The 19,565-nt window shown below is 53.7% G+C and carries 14 protein-coding genes; 4 read left to right on the plus strand and 10 right to left on the minus strand.

Features of this window, described 5'->3' with window-relative positions; all coding sequences use genetic code 11:
* A partial coding sequence (locus GRX01_RS16665) for a hypothetical protein (protein WP_159670334.1) occupies positions 1-594 on the plus strand: 594 nt, incomplete at its 5' end.
* 84 nt (positions 595-678) lie between these two features.
* Here the strand turns inward: GRX01_RS16665 and GRX01_RS16670 are convergent.
* From GRX01_RS16670 to GRX01_RS16680, 3 genes are all read right to left on the minus strand, one after another.
* Positions 679-951 carry a hypothetical protein gene (locus tag GRX01_RS16670; protein WP_159670337.1) on the minus strand — a complete coding sequence of 91 codons (273 nt, stop codon included), beginning with the start codon at positions 949-951 and terminating at the stop codon, positions 679-681.
* Positions 952-1,113: 162 nt separating this feature from the next.
* The gene (locus GRX01_RS16675; protein ID WP_159670340.1) at positions 1,114-1,548 is read right to left on the minus strand and encodes a TRAM domain-containing protein; all 435 of its coding nucleotides are present in this window, start codon (positions 1,546-1,548) and stop codon (positions 1,114-1,116) included.
* 57 nt (positions 1,549-1,605) lie between these two features.
* Positions 1,606-2,172 (minus strand): hypothetical protein, encoded by a 567-nt coding sequence (locus GRX01_RS16680; protein ID WP_233741085.1) that lies wholly within the window; start codon positions 2,170-2,172, stop codon positions 1,606-1,608.
* A gap of 131 nt (positions 2,173-2,303) precedes the next feature.
* Between GRX01_RS16680 and GRX01_RS19630 the strand changes: the two genes are divergently transcribed.
* A complete protein-coding gene (locus tag GRX01_RS19630; protein WP_159670346.1) occupies positions 2,304-2,975 on the plus strand; it encodes a tyrosine-type recombinase/integrase in 672 nt (223 codons plus the stop codon).
* Positions 2,976-3,024: 49 nt separating this feature from the next.
* Here the strand turns inward: GRX01_RS19630 and GRX01_RS16690 are convergent, their stop codons facing one another.
* Positions 3,025-5,265: an Eco57I restriction-modification methylase domain-containing protein gene (locus GRX01_RS16690; RefSeq protein ID WP_159670349.1), complete on the minus strand. Its 2,241-nt coding sequence runs from the start codon at positions 5,263-5,265 to the stop codon at positions 3,025-3,027.
* A gap of 271 nt (positions 5,266-5,536) precedes the next feature.
* Here GRX01_RS16690 and GRX01_RS18955 point away from each other — a divergent pair, with 271 nt between their 5' ends.
* Positions 5,537-9,148 (plus strand): Eco57I restriction-modification methylase domain-containing protein, encoded by a 3,612-nt coding sequence (locus tag GRX01_RS18955; RefSeq protein WP_201289627.1) that lies wholly within the window; start codon positions 5,537-5,539, stop codon positions 9,146-9,148.
* 8 nt (positions 9,149-9,156) lie between these two features.
* Here the strand turns inward: GRX01_RS18955 and GRX01_RS16700 are convergent, their stop codons facing one another.
* From GRX01_RS16700 to GRX01_RS16710, 4 genes are all read right to left on the minus strand, one after another.
* A complete protein-coding gene (locus GRX01_RS16700) occupies positions 9,157-12,963 on the minus strand; it encodes a helicase-related protein (RefSeq protein WP_159670352.1) in 3,807 nt (1,268 codons plus the stop codon).
* 81 nt (positions 12,964-13,044) lie between these two features.
* The gene (locus GRX01_RS19635; protein ID WP_394351397.1) at positions 13,045-13,266 is read right to left on the minus strand and encodes a hypothetical protein; all 222 of its coding nucleotides are present in this window, start codon (positions 13,264-13,266) and stop codon (positions 13,045-13,047) included.
* An 11-nt stretch (positions 13,267-13,277) separates the two neighbouring features.
* On the minus strand, positions 13,278-14,057 hold the full coding sequence (locus GRX01_RS16705; RefSeq protein WP_159670355.1) for a RipA family octameric membrane protein: 780 nt from the start codon (positions 14,055-14,057) through the stop codon (positions 13,278-13,280).
* 215 nt (positions 14,058-14,272) lie between these two features.
* Positions 14,273-15,106 (minus strand): TIR domain-containing protein, encoded by an 834-nt coding sequence (locus tag GRX01_RS16710; RefSeq protein ID WP_321168180.1) that lies wholly within the window; start codon positions 15,104-15,106, stop codon positions 14,273-14,275.
* 212 nt (positions 15,107-15,318) lie between these two features.
* Here GRX01_RS16710 and GRX01_RS16715 point away from each other — a divergent pair, with 212 nt between their 5' ends.
* Positions 15,319-16,347, plus strand: a complete 1,029-nt coding sequence (locus tag GRX01_RS16715) for a Cdc6/Cdc18 family protein (protein WP_159670358.1) — start codon at positions 15,319-15,321, stop codon at positions 16,345-16,347.
* Between the two features lie 117 nt (positions 16,348-16,464).
* On the opposite strand, the gene GRX01_RS16720 is transcribed toward GRX01_RS16715, so the two are convergent.
* On the minus strand, positions 16,465-17,718 hold the full coding sequence (locus tag GRX01_RS16720) for a hypothetical protein (RefSeq protein ID WP_159670361.1): 1,254 nt from the start codon (positions 17,716-17,718) through the stop codon (positions 16,465-16,467).
* A 256-nt stretch (positions 17,719-17,974) separates the two neighbouring features.
* Entirely contained in the window at positions 17,975-19,201 is a 1,227-nt protein-coding gene (locus tag GRX01_RS16725) for a hypothetical protein (protein ID WP_159670364.1), read from the minus strand.
* Positions 19,202-19,565 lie beyond the last annotated feature (364 nt).

The following is a 19,565-nucleotide window of genomic DNA, read 5'->3' on the forward strand; positions in this document are numbered from 1 at the left end:
TTCAATGCTCGCTTCTCCACGGACCTCGATATCGTCGTCGCGCCGGACTCCAAGGCTGACTTCGTCGAGTTCCTCGAACAGCAGGGATTCGAGGAAACGGACAGTCACGCCAAGAAATGGTTCTACGACACCGAAGTAATCGAGTACGAGAAGCGGCTCACGCCGCAGCAGCCGATCGGCTTCGATCTCCTGGTAAACGGACTCGGGTGTCGCCAGACGGAGGCACAGTGGTCGTTCGACTACCTGTACGACCACAGCCACCAACAGGAGGTGAGCGGAGGTACAGTGACGACCACAGCCAGAGTCATCGATGGGGCAGTCCTCGTCGCGGCAAAGCTCAATAGCGGCCGTGAAACAGACCTCCGGGACGTCCTGGCAGTAGCAGAAGATATCGATCTCGACGCTGTCACGCCTCACCTTCGGCGAGGGGACGACGATGCGCTACGGGAGCAGCTTGAGCGTGGACTGGAGATCATAGAGAGCGATGAACTCAAGCACGGGTATCGGAGTGACTTCGGGGCCTCAGCAGTCTCAGAAGAAACGGTCACCGCTCTCCAAGAGTATCTGTCTGCACAGATTAACCACCTGAGCTGAAGCGGTCGGGACCCCCTTGATCGGAAGTGAAGATAGGGTCCTTCAGCGGTGCTTGCAGTCAGTCAAAAAATTGGAGGGGCGGTGTCAGTCGACCGTCGCTAACACACGGACATCCGTAGCTGAGTGTCGTTCCCGTTCAGTACGAGCACCATGCTTGCGGAGGAACTCATCAATACGGTCGGCAAGGGACTCCGCGTCCTCTCTATCAACGTGGACGATCAGCGTCGGATGTTCCTCGTCGCTGTTCTCAATCACGAGCGAGACATCCTTGAATTCGTCCGGCTGTCTGTACGCCTCGAACTCATCGGCGACCTGGTCGGCCAAGTCGTCGAGTACCTCAATCGGTTCCTTTGTCATAGATTGAATTTCGGCCTTGGAAGGTTGTGCCATCGCGAACGCGTGAAGAAAACGTGACGTGACGTGACTTTCAGAACCACCTCCATCAGACAAACGCGAACGGAACCTTCTCACACCGATGGTTTACCGAGAAGAAGACCGATCCACAGAAGGGACAACAGGTTAGAGTGCTCGCGGATCGCTATCGACAATGCTCGCAAACGCGACGTTCTCCTGAACTTGTTCGATTTCGACTGTTGGCTCGTCGCCGGGTTGAGCGCCGGGAACAATCACGACGTACCCCCGTTCGACTTTCGCAATACCGTCTCCTTGATCACCGACGGTTTCGATTGTCACGTCGCGCACTTCTCCCTCATCAACAGGAGGACCAGATGAATCGTGGTTCGTGGTCCCCTGAGAGGCGGAATGCCGTGGGCTCTGTGTAGATGTCGATTTAGCTTCGGAGGATAAATCAAGAAGAGCGATACGGTACGTTTCATCAACAGTCAGCGTCCCATGCTTGATCTCACTCGGAGGAATCTCGATGACGAATGTGCCATCCTCCTCCTTAATTTTCGCAGTGAACAGCGAACACAGGGAGTCTGGGATTTCTACCATAACTGAGTTTGATACTGGATACAATTAATCGGTCTCTTTGAGAAGGAGCGAACTGGATCAGCTGTCCTCAGCTGGTACTTCCCAAGGAATGTCTCGCTTGTGGACTACAGCGAGCTTCGAGTCGTCATCATCTTCCATTGCACTAAGACCACGCTGGACGAGAGTGTGAACCTGTCCAGCAGACTCCGGGAACGAAAATTGGTCATCCTCCGCGTCAGCACGGAGTTCGAGATAATGGAGGTACAACCTGAACGTCGTATCTGCTCCGATAGGCCACCAAATCGTCCCTATCTGCTCATCTACCTGATTGTCCCAATGCTCTATGAGTTCATGGATATCGTCGACGAGCTCCTCGCCGGAGGTGCGAAGGCGGAGGGAGTATTCCCGATCCCGCTCCATATCTTCGATTATATCCTGAAGGAAAGGCCCAGCCTCCAAGGCGGTAGGTGAGGTCTGATCCGCTTCTAGAAGGTGTTCTAACGCCCGAATTTCTTCACGCCGAGCGGCTACAGCGTATGCGACATTGTACTTGTCCTCGGGGAAGATTTCGTGTTGACTCGGTTGCTGTGCCTGAGGGACAGAATCCCCCGTGGATGAGCTAAATAAGGTCTCAAAGAGTCCCATACGCTTCGTCCGGAGAGCATCCATAAGTATTTCCTGTCATAGTGGGCCTCATCTCCGGCGACTGTGAATTTATTCACCCTGACACTCGGAGAAGATGCGGGTTATCTTTGTATCGCCAGACAGCGATATATATGGTAGCCACACGAGAGAGGGCCCTTAGCGAACGCGAGTTCGAACTATTGTTAGAAGGAGCAGGGCGGATAGGAGATACGCAACGGAGGCTCGAAACACGAGCGGCCATTCTCCTTGGAGGCCGTCTTGGACTTAGACCAGGAGAAACAACGCACTTGTCGACAACGTGGGTTGACATAGAGCGGCAGATGATCCAGATCCCAACACAGGAAAACTGTACGAAGGGACGGGATGGCGGTATCTGTGGCTACTGTCGGCAGGCGGTGAAACAACGGCTGGATCACAATCCCAATACGGATTTCAAGAGCTTTGCTGAGCGTTATTGGCTCCCAAAAACAGAAGCCGCATCTCGAACAGTTCCGTACCACTTTTCATATAGAGTCCGAGTCGCGGTTGAACTACTACTCAACGAACATGGTGGCTGGCCCTATTCGTTCTCGACTTTACAGCGGCGACTGGAAACCGCCCTTGAATTGTCCCCAGAACTGTCTAACGACGCAACCTCATTACACGGACTACGTGCCACAGCAGCGTCGTACCATGCGGGAAGGGGCTTAGACCTTCCTGCACTCCGAGCAATGTTCGGGTGGGAGGACATCACGACTGCACGTCAATATTTGAATGTTGATGGAGCGATGACCCGACGAGCGCTGGACAGTATTCATCAGTAAAGCTGAAGCTACTGATGTTCAGGAACCAATCGTAGTGCTATTTCAGTAGTTACTCCAGCGGGCCTACATCTCCGAGATGAGTGTATTTCTCCGCGACCTTCTCGAAGTACGCTTCCGTCATAATTCGAGGATTCGACACTCTATGGAAGTCATCAAGGACGAACTGCATTTCCTCCTCATCCAGCCCATATGCGTGGAACACGGCCGCGTCGACTTCGGCTTGTAGCTCACGCCGAGTCTCCATATCCGTCGCCGGCTCAATCCCGCCAAGTCGCTCACGCATCTCGGTAAACTCCTCACCATAACAGTTGAGCTTCGCCGCTCGATCAGCGATGTAATGGAACCAGTCGTCGCCGTCAGTGAGTCGAGGGGCCTGTGACTCCTCAAACTTGTACTTCGAGGCGTGGGAATCAACTTTTGTCCGCATCAAGAAATCAAAGGGGATACTGTTGATCAGACCAAGCGCGACGAAAAGCTCCTTATCGGTGAAAACACTGTCGTAAGCGCTGTGCATCGGGAATTCCGAAAGGTCGTCCTTGGTAGGGTTCGCCTCGAATGGACGGACCGTGTACAGCGTATGGACGACGACTCCACCGGGCGGGATAACAGCTGCAATGAGTGTGCGTTCATCCGTTGCACGAGCGACTTCACGGAGCACAAGCCGGTAATCAGAGCTATGGAGACGGACGTCTTCCACGGAAAGTTCGGGGCGGTCGAATTCCTCGGTTAGCAACCGATTGACGAAACGCTTCTGGGAACTTGACGGGAGATGGCTGAACTCAGGGTCATCAGCGAACTTGTTGTAGATAGCCTTCTTGAGGCTGATCGCATCGTCCCGGGCACGGAAGTTCTTCTCTCGAACGCGACGCTTTGCGCTCAGCTCCTCGTTATCCTCATCGACACTCCACAAAGAGATGGGCTCGAGGTCGTCGACGTAGGTCGACTCATAACAGAATTGGTGGATATTCTTTCCCTGATAGACCGGATAATCCCCATTGGATTCGTCTTCGATGAATCTATCCCGATCTCGTCCCCGATCCAGTTCCTTGTACAGGACCGTACGCCAAGCATCTTCAATTTCAGCCGCTAATGGTGGTGTCTGGAGAATTTTATCTAGCACTGAGACCTCCTGCTGTTTCTCGATGTTAGGGAAAATTCGAGCTCCTGGAGAATACTCTTTGAGGATGCGCGCTGGAATTTCTAGAGCTACGTCGTCAATCGATCGAAGAGCGTCAACGGAAGTCTGATGAAAGATTCCATGGACAGTATCAGTGCTTCCCGCTGTTCGGAGCGTAACGATACCGAAATTATATCTATTGTCTATGTCGGAGAAGATACCTCGGTTTTCAAATCCGATGATACTCTGAATCTCCGACTCTTCCAAGGCATGTACTCGCAGATCCTTCCCAGCGGCGGCATTAAAGAACGGACCAGGAAGCAGCTGTGAAACATAACCACCATCTCTGACAATATCGTAGACGCGCTCGAAGAACAGTAGAGACAGGTCGTTCGTCCGTGCAACCTGCTGACCCTCTACGCTTGGCGTCTGGTACTCATATTCTCCACTCTGGTTGATATAGGTCGCTTGCCGTTCCTTGTCCCGCTGGAACTTCTTCCATTCGGCAGCGATTTCAGGGTTCTCTAAGAGCTCCTCTACCTTCTTGTCCTTTTCATCTGGCGGGCGGCTACGAAACTCAGTATCGTACTTTGGGAAGAAGTCCGTCCGGTATGGCTTCAGCTCATCCCACGGTGGGTTTCCAATGATGACATCAAAGCCGCCTTCGCGATAGACTGTCGCGAACTCGAGCACCCAATGAAACGGTGAGAACTCCTCTAGTTCCTCAAGAGAGACATCCTCGTCGACAAGTTCGTTGAACTGATCGCGAATCTTTTCATTAAGCTCCTCGCTGTGAGTGTCGATTTTTCGCTCAGCCATTTTACGAGCATTCTGCGCTTCACGGGCAGAATCCGCTGCTCGATGGCGGTCCTGTTCCCTGATGATGTCCTCATAGAGGTCTTTGACTGCAGTTCCGACACCCCAATTCGAGAGTGAAGCATCGCCGGCATCCTCCCGTGCGACTTCTTGGAGCTCGGTGAACCCGATCAGCGAGTTACCCTGACGGATGTTGAAATCAATATTCGGGAGTGGTTCGACCTCGTTCGGTTCATCCTCGATATCAGCGACCATCGACAGCCACAAGCGTAGTTTGCAGATCTCGACTGCTCCGTCCTCGATATCGACACCATAGAGATTGTTAAGGATGATAGATCGCTTTGCGAAAAGTGACATCCCCCCGTGTCCCTCTTCGATACTCTCTAATTCTTCACGACTACGACTCTCCAGCTCCCAGCCTTGCCCTTCAGATTCGAGCCGTTGGAAATACTCAATGCATTGCATCAACTGAGCATCTGGCTATTGGCTGTTTTTCGACTTGAACTACGAGTGCTGGTGAAATACGAGCTGTTTCTTGCACTCTATTCAACAAGTGCATTGACCAGTTCAGTCAAAAGTCACCCTCATATCCATCATTTTCATATGAGTAAAGCAACTTTCAGGTGGTATGACTCTCCAGCAGATCACCGCATCCGATATCGCGGGCTGGGACTCTTTACAGGATATAGCGAACACCTTTGAAAAACGCGGGCTCAAACCACGCCCGAAACTAGGGGGCGATAACGAGCTCGTAGTCCAGCTTGATGATGACGAATTCATCGTCATCGTCAATGCTGGCCCCGGTGAGACTGCCACGGACTTCAAACCGGAAAATCGCTCACGGCACACCAACCTCGTTGCTACCAACGACTTCGAGAATTTCACCTTCATCACACGAGTTCGGAGCTGGGAAGGCCAGCAGCACGGCCGAATCAAGCATCAAAAGATTTCGTTCTCAAAGGAGCAGTTCAGGCGGGACAGCGGAGAGAAGAACACCATTCTCCAGAAACTGAACGCAATCGAGTACGGTTCCTCTGCTGCGATATACGATACGCTCTACGACACGCAACAGGTTGTCAAGGAGTTCTATGAACAGTTCGAGGAACTCCGGACAGATCTCATTCAAGAAGTCACAGGCATCCCTGACGATCGTGGTGATGCGAAGCAACGATATGTGCAGGTCATTCTTGACCGGATGATCTTCCTATACTTCATCCAGGAAAAGCGCCTTCTTGATCGAAACCCGAATTACCTCCACGAACAGCCGAATGAAGTCGTTGACGAGGGTGGTGACCACTACGAAGAGTTCTACGAACCGCTCTTTTTCGAATACCTGGCAGAAGACAAGCAGAACCCTGACTTCGGTAGCCTTCCGTATCTGAACGGTGGATTGTTCGCAAAGAATCCCGTCGAAGAAGAGTTCGAGGACGCGAAGTTAGGTGGCCCTGCCGAGGAAACGAACGAGCTCTTCGACGATATCCTCGACTTCCTCTCCGACTGGAACTGGAACGTTGACGAACGACTCGACATCGTCGATCCCAAGAACCTCTCCCCGGCGATCTTGGGCCACATCTTCGAGCAAACGGTCAATCAGAAGGAGATGGGAGCGTACTACACGCCGGAAGAGATCACGGGGTTCATGGCCCGCCGGACGATCCATCCGTATCTGCTCGATCAACTCAATGAGGCTGTGGACGCAGACTACGACGAGGTCGACAATGTATTCGGATTCCCCGTACCCGAGTCAGATAGTGGCGCAGAAGCTGTAGCTGATGGCGGAACCATAACTCAGCAAGTTCCAACGGAAAACGTTCAGACCAGCCATGTGGAGACTCTCTACCACGATATTCTGAAGGAAGCACACATTCTCGATCCCGCCGTAGGAAGTGGCGCCTTCCTGCTCGCTGCACAGGAGGTGCTGATGGACCTATACATGCAATGCATTGAGTATTTCCAACGGCTCGAATCTGAAGGGCAAGGCTGGGAGCTAGAATCCAGAACACGGGAAGAGATAGAGGAAATCGAGTCTGGAAAAGGCTCATCATCACTCTACGCAAAGCGAACGGCCATCCTCAACAATTTGTACGGAGTCGATATCGACGAAGGTGCTGTTGAGATTTGCAAGCTCAGGCTCTGGTTGTCGATGGTCGCTGATATTGAGGACGAACCGAGTGAGGTGGAGCCGCTCCCCAACATCGATTTCAATGTACGGCAGGGGAACAGCCTAATCGGTCAACTCGATACGGACATCGAGAGTAACGAAGACGGAGACAGCGATCTCGATTCTTGGGAGGTAAAAACTCGTTTTGAGGACGTGAAAGAAGCCATCAAGAAGCACAAGAAAGCGGAGACCAGTGTTGAAGCTCAAGAATGGCGGAAAGAGGCAGAAGATAGAATAGAGGAACACCGGGACAAATTTGACGAAATCCTTCGGCGGGAATTCCAAGACGCTGGCTTTGACGATATAACGATCGAGGAAATTCGGGAGTGGTCCCCCTTCCACTGGCCGCTGGAGTTCGCCGACGTCTTCGAGAAGGGTGGATTCGACGTGTTCATCGGGAACCCGCCGTGGGACATGCTCTACGCGAATCGCGACGACTTCTTCATCCGCTACGATGAGCAGTTCCGTACCTATCCGTCGGAGGAAAAGGACGGTGTGATGGAAGACCTCCTCTCAAACCCTGAAGTTGCGTGGGAATGGGAGGACTACAAGGAATCGATGGAAACGCAGGCAGACTTCTTCACACAGGGAAATGTCTATAAGCTCCAATCTCCGGTGGTAGGCGGTCGAACGATGCCGACAAAGAACGAACTTTCGGCTCTTTTTCTTGAGCGGGTCTTCAGACTCTCCAGAGACGGCGTGAAGGTGAGTCTGCTCCTCCCCGGTACTATCTTCGGGGGAGTAATGGGGAAAGACCTCCGAATGCATCTGCTGGACCACACGGACGTGAAGAATCTCATCGGGTTCGAGAACAAGGGTGTCTTCGAGGCTATCGACGATAGATATCGGTTCGCGATTCTGACGTTCGAATATGGGGGGAAGACATCAGCTCTTCGGGGGATATTCAACCAACGTGACATGGATGTAGTCTACCGGATCGAAAATGAGGCAGTCAATATCCCGCGCGACGTACTCGTCAGTTATTCTCCAGAGGGGGGAATCTTCCCATCCATCACCTCGCAGATCGAAGTAAGCGTCTTGGAGAAGGTAGTTGAGCAGCCTTCCTTGGGTGAAGATTTAGAGGAGACTTGGACAGTTGATATGCTCACTAAGGAGTTCGTTGAATCGACTGATAAGGATAGGCTCCAGACATCGCCGGAGGAGGCCGACTATCCCGTCTACGGCGGCAAAAATATCCACCAGTTCCAGTACGATAATACCTACACAGATGCGTTAGATGGACCGCAGTACTGGAGTCGGGGGATGTACGATCCACCGAATAGTGCTCAGTACCGTGTTCGAGAAAAGAAATTCAACAGGGGTAATCTCAAACGGGCAATCTACGACGCCTTTGGAGGTTCAGAGACGAGCAAGTCTCAAGTTCAATTCGTAGATGAACTACTCGAAGAGCACCGTGGTCACGGACTTGAGGAAGAAGATGTCCTGCTCGATTGTACTGAATACCGAATCGGCATTCGAGACGTTTCTCGAGCCCGGGACGAGCGGACGATAATAGCTACGGTACTTCCGAAGGACGTCATCTGTCTCCACACCATTAACACGTTCAAGCCGTTCGCTATTGAGCCTGAAGAGGAACACCTCACAGAGTCCCCACTTCGGTCACCCTACGTCCGGCGATTTACGGATCAAGAACTCTTCGTGGCAACGGGGCTCCTGAATAGCATTGCGTTCGATTTCCTGATGCGGACCAAAGTCGAGACGCATATCGTCAAGCGCGAGCTACTGGAATCCCAGCTACCACGCCTCACCGACGGAGAGGACTGGTTCCATTATATCGCTGAACGAGCTGCCCGATTGAACTGTTACGGGGAAGAATTCAAAGAAATGCGTGAGCGACTCGGCGGAATCGAGGCAGCGATAGAAGATCAAGAACGTAGAGAATTACAGGCTGAAATCGACGCGGCCGCATTCCACGCGTATGGCCTGAAACGTCGTGACGTGAAGTTTGTCCTCGACGACTTCCATCGCGTTGAGAATCCGAAGCTGATGGACGAGATGTACTTCGATCTGGTCTTGGAGAAATATGATCTGCTGGATCAGAAGGGGCCCCTACCGTAGCTCCCGAATCACTGTCCGACAACCCCCCAGCATACGAGCTTCGCTTGTACATCACTCTCTCCCATCAGTTTTGTCTGGTATTCAGTAGAGGCTTCGACGTTCTCTTCCAAGAACTCCTCAAGCTGCCTGAGGAACTCAACAGTCGGCCACTCTGGGAAGGAGTCGTACTGCTCATTCTGACGAAAGATCTCCCGTAGAATTCGATCTTCATCCGTGTTCGCCAGCTTTACCTCCTGCAGCCGCTCTTCGATATCGTTAGCCCATTCTCCTATCGTTTCGAACTCTTCAACAGGAGCCGGCTCATCGCCGTGATTCGGCTGAACGTAGTGACTGATAAAATCGAGGATCGTTTCCTGTTCCTTCGAGAAGGCCTCTCCCTGTTTGAAAGCACCCTCAACTTGGCCTTCTCGAATCACCTCAAGGCGCTCGTCAAGCACTGCTTGAATTTCACCGCGATTCGATAACACCGTATCTGGATTTCCGGTAATCGGTTCGCCGTCAACTGAAGGGCCGATGTTGAGCGTGCTCACGGGCCGCTCTTTGACCTCGTCGGCGAAGGGCTTGTAGTAGAAAGCACGACGGACGCGACCAAGCGGGGACTCGTGGTCATCATCGTCGAACCAGAGGTGGGCAAGGGCGAACACGCCCGGACGAGGACCGGCATCGTGGTCAGTTACATTCGTGTAGAGGAATTCCCGTTCTTCGGGCGGGTCATCAAAGAAGTCCTCAGCGTACTCGAAGTCTTCCGCGGTCAGATCGTAATCCTCGTTTAGTTCTCGCTTCAGAAGGTACCGTTCGAATGCAGCGTGCTCATTACTCCCAGCGTTGCGGAGGAGCGGGTTCTTGCTCGTGTCGTCGAGTTCATTCACGTCGTCAATTTCACGGGACTTCTGGAGGGAGTCCTCGATCTCGTCCACCTGTAGTTCCCCAATCGTCTTCTCCGTGTCCACACCTGTCTTTTCCAGAATCTGGTCTTCATTCGGATCGAGGATGTTGTTCTCCTTCCCGACGATGAGCGCGATGTCGTTGATTTTTGCTTGAAGCCGTTTCAGAAGCTTGATAGCCGCCTCGATGTCGCCGTCTGGGTAGAAGTTGTGGACGTGTTTCTCGGCGGTACTCCCGATCCGGTCGACTCGCCCGACACGCTGGACAATCCGCATCGGGTTCCACGGCAGGTCGTAATTGACCACCACATGAACGTCCTGAAGATTAACCCCTTCACTCAGCGTGTCAGTGGCCACTACGTACTGTAGCTCTGAATCCCCCGACTCAGCGAGCGTTTGCTGATAGCCTGACGCCTCAGGGGCAAAGCGTTGAATGATGTCCTGCTTATTCTCGTCGCCACCTTTGACGACGGCACTGTTCGCCTCGGTAAGTGGTGAATCCACGTTGTCACAGAGAGTTCGATAGACGTAGTCTGCAGTTGCCCGGTACTGAGTGAAGATGAGCACTTTCTGGTCGTGATCAGAGAGGACATCTGCAAGTCGGTCGATCTTCGGGTCGCGGAACTCGCGGAGTGAAAAGACGGCCTCGTAAAAGTCGCGTGTAGCGGAGTCAACTTCGCTCAGGTCACTATTCGGGTAGAGAATCGGATTCATCTCTTCTTCAGGAATATCTGGAAGGGCACCAGCGTCGTGGTCAGCGAGCCATTGCCGCGTGGAAACCGCATAATCGCTCACATCACCCGCATCACGGGCGACATCACCGATGAACTGCGAGAGAAAATACGAGAGAAGGGTGAGGTCCTCCCTAATGTACGTCTTCACCTCACCGATGGTGGCGTCTGCTAGTTCATCTCCCTCGGTATCAGCTCCTTCTTCCGATTGGATAGCGGTGGTATCGAAACCGAATTCTTCGAGTGTTTGTTCGAGATCTTCAGCAGCGTCTGCTCCTTCGACAAAGTCACCGAGTTCAGAGTCATCCCTCTCCCGAACAGTTCGGAGCATATCGATGTCTTCGTCCTCTGGGAGTTCACCAAGAAGGCCGAGAAGCTGGCGTTCGCTCTGATGCAGCGTCTCGATCGACTGGACGAACGCGTACGTTGAGGACTCGAGCCGTTTGAGGAGGTTCAGCTTGTAGAGGGCTTTCAGAGTGCTCCCCGCTTTCGGGTTTTTGACTGTGATGTGGGGAAGGTGGAGGGCGTCCATCACGTCGGGAAGCATCCGATAGATTGGCTGGTAGGCCGCCGGCAGGGAGTACTGTTGCTTGTTGAGTTTCGGCGGCTTGAAGCTCATCTCGAAGTCTTCGCTGTCCTGAATCTGGTCTTTGACGTGCTTACGCGTCCGGAGAACCATCACTTCGTTCAGGATATTCGAAATCTCAGAGGAGTGTCGCTGGAGCTGCTCGGTGATTTCTTGCTGTTCGTCGTCGTCGACCTCTTCTTTCCCGGCCGCGATGCGTTTTCGCGTCTCCGAGAGTTCGATGTATTCGTCGAACGCGTCAAAGTCGAGTGAGGCCTTGTTCCGAAGTTCCTCCGGGCTGGTGAACAAGCTGATGAGGTTCTTCAGGTCGGTAGCGCTGTTATTGATGGGGGTCGCAGTCAGCATAATCATCGTCTTTCCGCGGAGCTGCCTGAGATTGGCGTGTCGTCGCGTCCCCTTGTAGTCGTCATCGTGGTCTGGGTTCGGTCGCCACTTCCCATAATTCCGGAACCGGTGAGCCTCGTCGATAAGCAGGACGTCGAACTCGTCTTTGAGATCCTGCACCTCGTCGTAGGAAAGATTCTGGAACTTACTGATACTCATCACATCAAGGTGCGTGCCGTCCACCTCTAACCCGAAGTACGGATTGCCGTCTTCGTCAGTGTCGTTCTGGAGTAAGTCTTCCCACTGATCAGTCAGGTTAGCAGGGACAATGAGGAGACAGTGGTCGCCACGTTGGCGGTAGTCGTGGAGGAGTTCACCGCCAATAAATGATTTCCCTAGGCCGACCGAGTCGGAGACGATGCACCCGTTGAACTGTGAGAGCTTTTCCTTTGCACTCTCGTACCCGAGCTTCTGGAAGTAATACAGTGGGCTGTCACGGATGTTAACGTTCCCACTCAGTTCGTCGTAGGCGAGCAGTTTGTAGAGCTCGAACGGTTCGAGATACGTGCCCAGCTCCTCGGATGACGTCTCCTTGTCGGACTCGTCCTCCTGCTGTTCCTTCCAGTCCTGGTACTCCTTGCTGTTCTCGATGATTCGGATGATCTCCTCACTAAATTCCTCGGCGTTGGCCCACTGGTTGTCATACCACTCCTCGAACGCTTCGGCCTTGTGTCGATCCTGACTCGTGAGGTTCAGCTCGATGTTGTTCTGGTGGCCGCTCTTGGTGAAGTTCGAGGAGCCGACAACTGTAGCGCATGGGCGGGTGTCTTCATCCTCGTCTTGTCCCCAATCTTCGTCATCTTCGAGTGGCGCTCGAAATGACGCACCCTTTGCATGGAAGTAACCGTTTTCAGGATTTCGCACACGGACGCTCACTTCGCCTTCGGCGATAAAGTCTCGTAGCCGGTCTAGTCGGCCGATTTGAGCGTTATTCAGCTCCGAGATGCTTTCTCTCACCTCTCTTTTGAGTTCCTCTTTGAGATTCTGCCCCTCACCGATTTCGTCAGCAGTTCCCCTATTCGTCTGACGGCCCATCAAGATCCGAAGTGGGGCGTGGCCGAGATCGTCGGGGTCAGCCAGGTTCTCAAGGTCTTCCCGGTAGAGGTCGAATCCTGAGAGATAAAAGTATCCAGTTGCGATACGGCCCTCCTCGATCTGGGGAATAATTCGTTTGTAAGCGTCTTCTAGTGTTCTGTTGGCGTTATCGACAAGCGGAGGAAGCGAGAGCATCGTAATGCCGAGATGTATTCAGTACGCTAACTTAGTGTTTAGTGACCTTAGACTACAGAGGAGTCACCATACTATGGTCAATCAAACTGGCCGAAGATCCCGCCAGCGGACGTCAACGGAGTCACCGTTGGCGAGTTCAACCCGGAAAAGATAGCTCTCTCGGTGATCACCAGTCACAGCTCCCGCATCGTCTGAGATAATCTCAATGACGGTTCCGCGACGTCCATGGAGGCGCTCGTGATCTGGATCTGTCTCGTCCGGGATATCGATTCGGACCGGGTCTCCAATATCGAATCGTTTCATAGTAGGTGTCATCAGCTCCGAATCCAGAATAGCCCTATCGAACCAATCATAACGATTGCACCGATTATTAGCCCGACTGTCGTCGGAGACGGTAGAGAATAGCCTGCACCCGTAAGCAAAGGAGTCAGAATGAACCCACCAGCGTATCCTCCGACAGTAAGGTATCCAGCGGCAAGTAGACGGACAAACCACTGTTCGACAATCGTATGCGAGCGGTGATCTGGGTCTTCATCAGGCCGGGGCTCAACGATTTCCGGATCGGGCTTTTCCCGCTTGAGATATCGCCATTCATCAAGATACATTCGGACGGGAAGGGCAGATTCGATTTGGTTGAGAATAGCATATCGGGCCTTGTTCAGCCGGCGATACGACTGTAAACTCTGATACCAAAAGTAACAGATCAGACTTCCAAATCCAGAGGCGAATAGAACGATTGCAGCACTCGTAGTCGTCAAATTTCCTCGGGCCAGAGCAAAGAGTCCGGCTAGTATCGACGTCAAAATCAAGCCGAAAAATCGGTTCATTTGAACCCGCTGATTCGCAGTCTCGATTGCCACCTCCCCATAGTGGATGTATTGATCCATCAAGCGGTCCGTCTCTTCGTCGTTCAGATTCGTTAACGGCCCATTCTCTACGGCATCGGACTCGGCCGGTTCGGCTGGGTCCCCTCCAGTAACCTCTTCGGGGTGTTCCGGCTCTGTTTCAGGCGTGTCTTTGTCCTCGGTATTTTCGCCAAGATTTGCATTATTCGGCTCGCTCGCGCCAGAGGTCTCGTCAGTTGATTCGGGCATATTCCGCTAAGGTGTCGTCGAATGTTGCTTTGTGCCATCCTGATGATAGGGAACCGTAGAAACAGTTTAGACCCAGACGCTGTTCGGAAGCCGCCATTACGCTTTCTGCGTAGTGCCCGTACTGATTGATGAGCATCTTATCACGCTCTGGCCGTCTGAGTGAAGATCGTGTACAGCCATCCCCTTGCATTGGGCCATACTCGTCCGAGGGTAGATCATGCATGCTTCGCGATGGCGTTCACGATAGACTTCTGCCGCCAACCGACAATCTCATCCGCTTCCTCCTTTACCACTGCTGGAAGTCGCTTGTTCCCGTTCGGTCGCACACCAATAATGGGTTTCTCGAAATGGTCTGCCATCTCAATTTCCTCCTCGATCCACTCGCTGTGCGAGACGTACATCCCAGCGACGACGACGACCACATTTGCCTGCCCAACCTGCTGGTAGAGCTGTTGACGAAGATCATTCTTATCTTCGAATTCCATCGGATCGTCCTCTGGGACACTGAAGTTCTGCCAGTCCAGCCGACTTTCATCGTCAAGGAACTCCTCAATGCGTTCACGCTGCTCGGAGTACTTCCACGAGTGACTCACAAACACCCGATACGGCCGATCTTCAAGAGGGAGACGCGGCTGCGTCGACGTGCCGGTCTTATCTGTTGTTGAACCAGATGAAACTAGGCCACCAAGTCCCTGAGCGCCCTTGTATGTGAAATAGCCTGCTATGGCGGTAGCGATAATGAGTTCCGGGGCGTCGTGCCAAAGGTAACGAAGTGGATCATCGTGTGGATCATGATCGACTTGTTCACCTTTCCAGTCTGCATATCCGGCGAGGAGTTCTTTTCCGAGGTCGACGACATCGGGGGTTTGCTCGTTTGCGGTTGGAACTGGTGTTGTATCGGAGCCATCAATAGTGTCCTCGAACAGGCCAGCAAACGGATCGTCTTCCCCGTTTGATTTGATAAGGGCATTCACGTCAAGGCTTCCAGTGGGGCTTTGCACCTCGACGGTCGGGACGTTGGTGACAGGGTCGTTTTCGTTGGGTGTCACAGGCGATACATCGCAATTTGGATATTTAAACCCAAGGGGATATTTGCTATTCAGGAAGGTTCGTGTTTCAGTGAATTTCCGAAAGCAACCCCTTCAGAGTTCTACAGAATCACCACAAAGAGACCCGATGGCCGATTGTTGAAATTTGCTTTCCGGAAGCAACCCGGTCACGTATTTATGGCCTGACGCAGAACCGGTCACTTACTAACACAATGATCCGCGATGCTCGCGTACTCCGCGCTGGGTTCGTTCCTCGGGAAGTTGAGCATCGCGACGCCGAAGTCAATCACCTCTCCAGCGTTCTCGAGCCCATTACGAATGGTGAACCCGCCGACACGGCCATCGTCACCGGGCCCAGCGGGACGGGTAAAACCTGTATCTCGCAGTTCGTCACCGAACGGCTCCGGGAAGAAGTCCTCGACGTCGAAACCACCTACGTCAACTGCTGGCGCAACTACACCCGATTCCGGACGCTCTACCAGATCCTCGACGACCTCGGCACCACCATCGACATCCACCGGCAGTCGACGCCGCACGACGAACTCGTCGACCGCCTCCAGCAACACGACGGCCCACGAACAGTGGTCATCCTCGACGAGGTCGACCAACTGGAGGACCCCAGCGTCATCTACGACCTTCACAGCCTCCCGCAGTTTGCGATCATCTGCATCGCGAACAAGGAAGAAGAGCTGTTCAGCCGCGTCGACGACCGCCTCGTGAGCCGCCTGCGCTCCAGCGAGCACGTCCGGATGGACAAGTACCACGACGAGCAGCTGTACGATATCCTGAGTGCTCGGGCAAAGTGGGGGCTCGACGAGGACGTCATCACCGACGACCAGCTCTACCGAATCGCCGACGCGGGCGCCGGCGACGCCCGCCTCGCAATCGGCATCCTCCGAACGGCCGCCGGCAAAGCAGATCGCGAGAACCACGAGCGCATCACCGACGACATTCTCCTGGACGCCGCTGAGGATGCCCGGGCCCAGATTAAACAGAAGAGCCTTGACTCGCTCACTCCGCACCAGCGCGTCGTCTACGACATCGTTCGCGAGCACGGCCCGGTCGGGCCGAGCGAGATCCACGAGCGCTATTCCGAGGACGTCGATGATCCGCGGACGAAACGGACTATCCGCACGTACCTCTCGAAGATGGAGCAGTACAACCTTCTCGAGGCGGAAGGGACGAGTCGGGATCGAGAGTACGCACTCGTCGATTCGGCAGCTGCATCGCCAATTCAGTAAGAACGAGGACCCCCAACAGCTGCCCTAACTGAATTCATCGATTCCTGATTTCTCGTAGTCGCACCGGGAAAACTGTACCGGTAGTGGGAGCCCCATACTTCCGTCAGGTAATTCGGTTTACGATTGACATTCCGGACTAGGGTTCAATGGTCCCACCCGTAGATCCCACCCAGAATCAAGCGACTGAAGATCTTCCTCCTGCTCAAACTCCTGCACGGTAGCTACCTCGTCATCTGTGAGGAACCCGTATTCCTCGATATTGCGGGTAAATGACTTGATCTTCCGGAGTGTCTGCTGAATACCCATTTCGAGAAGATTGTACAGCTCTCGGAGCAACACCAGATACGCTTTGAGTCCCAGCACTTCACCGATAATCCCGAGCAAATACGTGTGCGCTCGCTTCACGCCGAAAGACGCAACACGGCTTACCAAGCCGAACTTCGCCAGTAACAGGTCAGCCACAAGAATACCCAGGCTCAGCAGGAGATCTTCCACGGCATCTGTCAACGCACCTGGCTCTGCTCCCACAACACGGCATGCATCATTAATCACATGGTCAATGCTGTTGACGACCGGGAGCACCGACCGCCCCCATCGTGCCCATGTGGATGCACCATCTAGCAGCTGCCGGACGAATGTCGGCGTATACCCAAGTTTGTCGTCGAGGACCGCGAACACGATCCGTGTGACGGCCACGGCCTCCACAGCGCGCGGCGCCTCCGTCTGCACATCAGCGACGGACAATGTTTTCATTTTGTCCGGGACTCGACTGCAGATTGCTTCAGCGACGGGTACCATCGCTTCGACAACTGGCGACCCTGCGGCTCCGACCGTCGTGTAGAGGGTGGAGGCCTGCGCTGGAGCTACTTCTACCGCTTCCTCCGGCTTATTTCGGCGGACGCGGGCGGATACCTCGACGGTCACATCTTCGCTCCCCGGACTAGACAGGACCTCGTCGGCCCAGTCGAAGACCAGATGATAGTCGCCGCCAGCGATGACGTTCGCATCACGCCGTGGCCGGGAATTGGTCAGACAGTCCAGCGTCTCAATGTCGACCATCCCCCCTTCCACATTCCATGACTGCACTTGGTCTAGCTTTCGCGGAATGTTGTCGAAATAGACGACCGGCCAAGGGACCGAACCGAACCAGCCGAGGTCCTGTGATTGAGTGTCGTATAGGGGAATCGATGCGACCTGTGTCCGGTATTTCTCCAGTCCATCGTCGTCCACGACCAGCACGTCCGGAAGGTGGCCGCTGTCTTTCGGCCGGACCTCGTACTCGATGATGGCATCATCCGAGAAGTAGGGAATGTCCCACGTCCAGAACGGGTCGTCCTGTGGGAGTTGGAGTTCGCCATAGATCTCTGCCATCACCGGGTCGACGGGATCCGATTCCGGGCTAGATGGTGTGATTTGATCAGATTGCTCCACTGTAGTTACCTGAGCACCACCCGCAACTGGGAAGGTCAGGGCAGCCGCAGACATCGAGAGAAACCGGCGGCGAGAATACCTCATTTACCTATAGGTATCTTGCAATCAAAAAGAATCTTCTGCCATCTACTCTGAGACTACCGTAGATCACTATTCGCACTTCAGGAGTAGAAGAACGGGACCAATCGCACTATGCCTACTCCCGGACATCGAATGCTTTCACCGCGACTCTGACCGGATGCCCACTCTCCGACTCTAGTCGATATACATCGTGATCTGCAATCTCCGACACCTCAGAGACATACTGTTCGTGATCCATCGTCGCCTCCCGTATCCGGTCCTCAACCGTCCTGAAGTCCTGGCGCCGTGAGAAGATCAAGAGTGCAGCGTGTGAATCCCGGACGGTCAAGTTGTTTAGGAGCTGGTCGACCGCGTCGGCATACACAGATGGTCCATCCCAGAATTTGCACTCCGCGATGAACAGGTTCTCGTTATCATACCGGAGCAGGATATCCGTCTTCCCACCGCGATTGAACGTTTCTCCGGTTGCGAACCCGGAGTAATGCGAATTAATCCCCATCAGGAAAATATCGCGCAGCGACTCCTCATCCAGACCCCGGACCGGCGTGGTGGACCGTTCCAGATCCCGTCCCAAGTCATCAAGCAGATTCAAGACCTCGATAAAGGTCCGGTCCTGTAGCACCTCGTCATCACTGTCTGCGGCCGGTGACGGCAACTCAATTTCTCGCTTTTTCTCCGGCACTACATATCCAGATTCCACGGTGTCACCGGTGTCGACACCCAGTTCGGCCATCACCGCATGGTTTGTATCAACGATCTCCCGCCGTTCCTCAATTGACCGGCGGGCGGTCCGCCGCAGCTGCTCTTCCATCTCCGTGATATCATCCTCAAGCTGTTCCACGAACCACGCCACCTTGTCCACCCATTCGTCAACCTCGGACTGAATCTCGGCCTGGACCTGTTCCGCATCCTTGTTCCCGATCGTGTAGTCGACGTAGTAGACGATCTCGTTCCGGTTCAATTCATTGTAGCGCGGTTTGTTCAGCTTCGAGGAGCTGGGATTGATCTGCAGGAAGTCGCGGTCGCCGTGGAATGGCAGCTTCACACGGATCCGCTGGTACGTCTTAGTAGACCGGCCGCGCTGATTGAGGCCGGGCAGACCTTGGCCACGCGGGATCTCTTTCTCGACCTCGCCCGCCTGTTCCAGGTCGTAGTCGTTGAGCTGGATCGGGGACGGTGTGTATCTCGACGTGAATATCAAGGTCAGGAGGTCGGTGCTGTCCTGTAGCTCGTCATTGGACAGTTCCTTAATTTCGTCCTTCAGCTCTGTCTCTTGCTCCCGCCGGTACTCGTGGATCGATTGGTCGGAGAAGAGATGGTCAACTGATTGTCGTCGCCTCATTACCATGTAGTTGTGACGTGATCTGTCATAAAATACCGGATCAACTAGTAGATCGGTCGTATTACAGGATCACGAACTACGCGTTCGAACTCGCGCTCTACCGCATCCTTATCTTTAGAGGCATTTGAATATTCGAGCTATGCACTGTGTATTCAATACAGCGCCTAAGAACGATCACCACTTGAGAAGACCATTCTGGAAACATTCTCAGAAGCAAACGAAGCATGCCAGAAATCCAGTGACTAAGTCTGGTTCTAAATTTGTCCCAAGCCTTCCCGGAAACGCGGAAGCGACACGCCGCGGCTTATCGGGGGCGTAGACAACTAGTCGAGTATGGGAGAACACTCAACGTCGAACCGATTGG

It is taken from the genome of Halobaculum saliterrae, from assembly GCF_009831625.1.
GTDB lineage: Archaea > Halobacteriota > Halobacteria > Halobacteriales > Haloferacaceae > Halobaculum > Halobaculum saliterrae.

What these genes read in the sequence shown, in the direction of transcription:
- GRX01_RS16715 (WP_159670358.1), top strand. Translation starts at nt 15,319, where the DNA reads ATGATCCGCGATGCTCGCGTACTCCGCGCTGGGTTCGTTCCTCGGGAA.
- GRX01_RS16675 (WP_159670340.1), bottom strand. Translation starts at nt 1,548, where the DNA reads ATGGTAGAAATCCCAGACTCCCTGTGTTCGCTGTTCACTGCGAAAATT.
- GRX01_RS16700 (WP_159670352.1), bottom strand. Translation starts at nt 12,963, where the DNA reads ATGCTCTCGCTTCCTCCGCTTGTCGATAACGCCAACAGAACACTAGAA.
- GRX01_RS16670 (WP_159670337.1), bottom strand. Translation starts at nt 951, where the DNA reads ATGACAAAGGAACCGATTGAGGTACTCGACGACTTGGCCGACCAGGTC.
- GRX01_RS16680 (WP_233741085.1), bottom strand. Translation starts at nt 2,172, where the DNA reads ATGGGACTCTTTGAGACCTTATTTAGCTCATCCACGGGGGATTCTGTC.
- GRX01_RS16725 (WP_159670364.1), bottom strand. Translation starts at nt 19,201, where the DNA reads ATGAGGCGACGACAATCAGTTGACCATCTCTTCTCCGACCAATCGATC.
- GRX01_RS16690 (WP_159670349.1), bottom strand. Translation starts at nt 5,265, where the DNA reads ATGTCACTTTTCGCAAAGCGATCTATCATCCTTAACAATCTCTATGGT.
- GRX01_RS16720 (WP_159670361.1), bottom strand. Translation starts at nt 17,718, where the DNA reads ATGGCAGAGATCTATGGCGAACTCCAACTCCCACAGGACGACCCGTTC.
- GRX01_RS19635 (WP_394351397.1), bottom strand. Translation starts at nt 13,266, where the DNA reads ATGAAACGATTCGATATTGGAGACCCGGTCCGAATCGATATCCCGGAC.
- GRX01_RS18955 (WP_201289627.1), top strand. Translation starts at nt 5,537, where the DNA reads ATGACTCTCCAGCAGATCACCGCATCCGATATCGCGGGCTGGGACTCT.
- GRX01_RS16705 (WP_159670355.1), bottom strand. Translation starts at nt 14,057, where the DNA reads ATGCCCGAATCAACTGACGAGACCTCTGGCGCGAGCGAGCCGAATAAT.
- GRX01_RS19630 (WP_159670346.1), top strand. Translation starts at nt 2,304, where the DNA reads ATGGTAGCCACACGAGAGAGGGCCCTTAGCGAACGCGAGTTCGAACTA.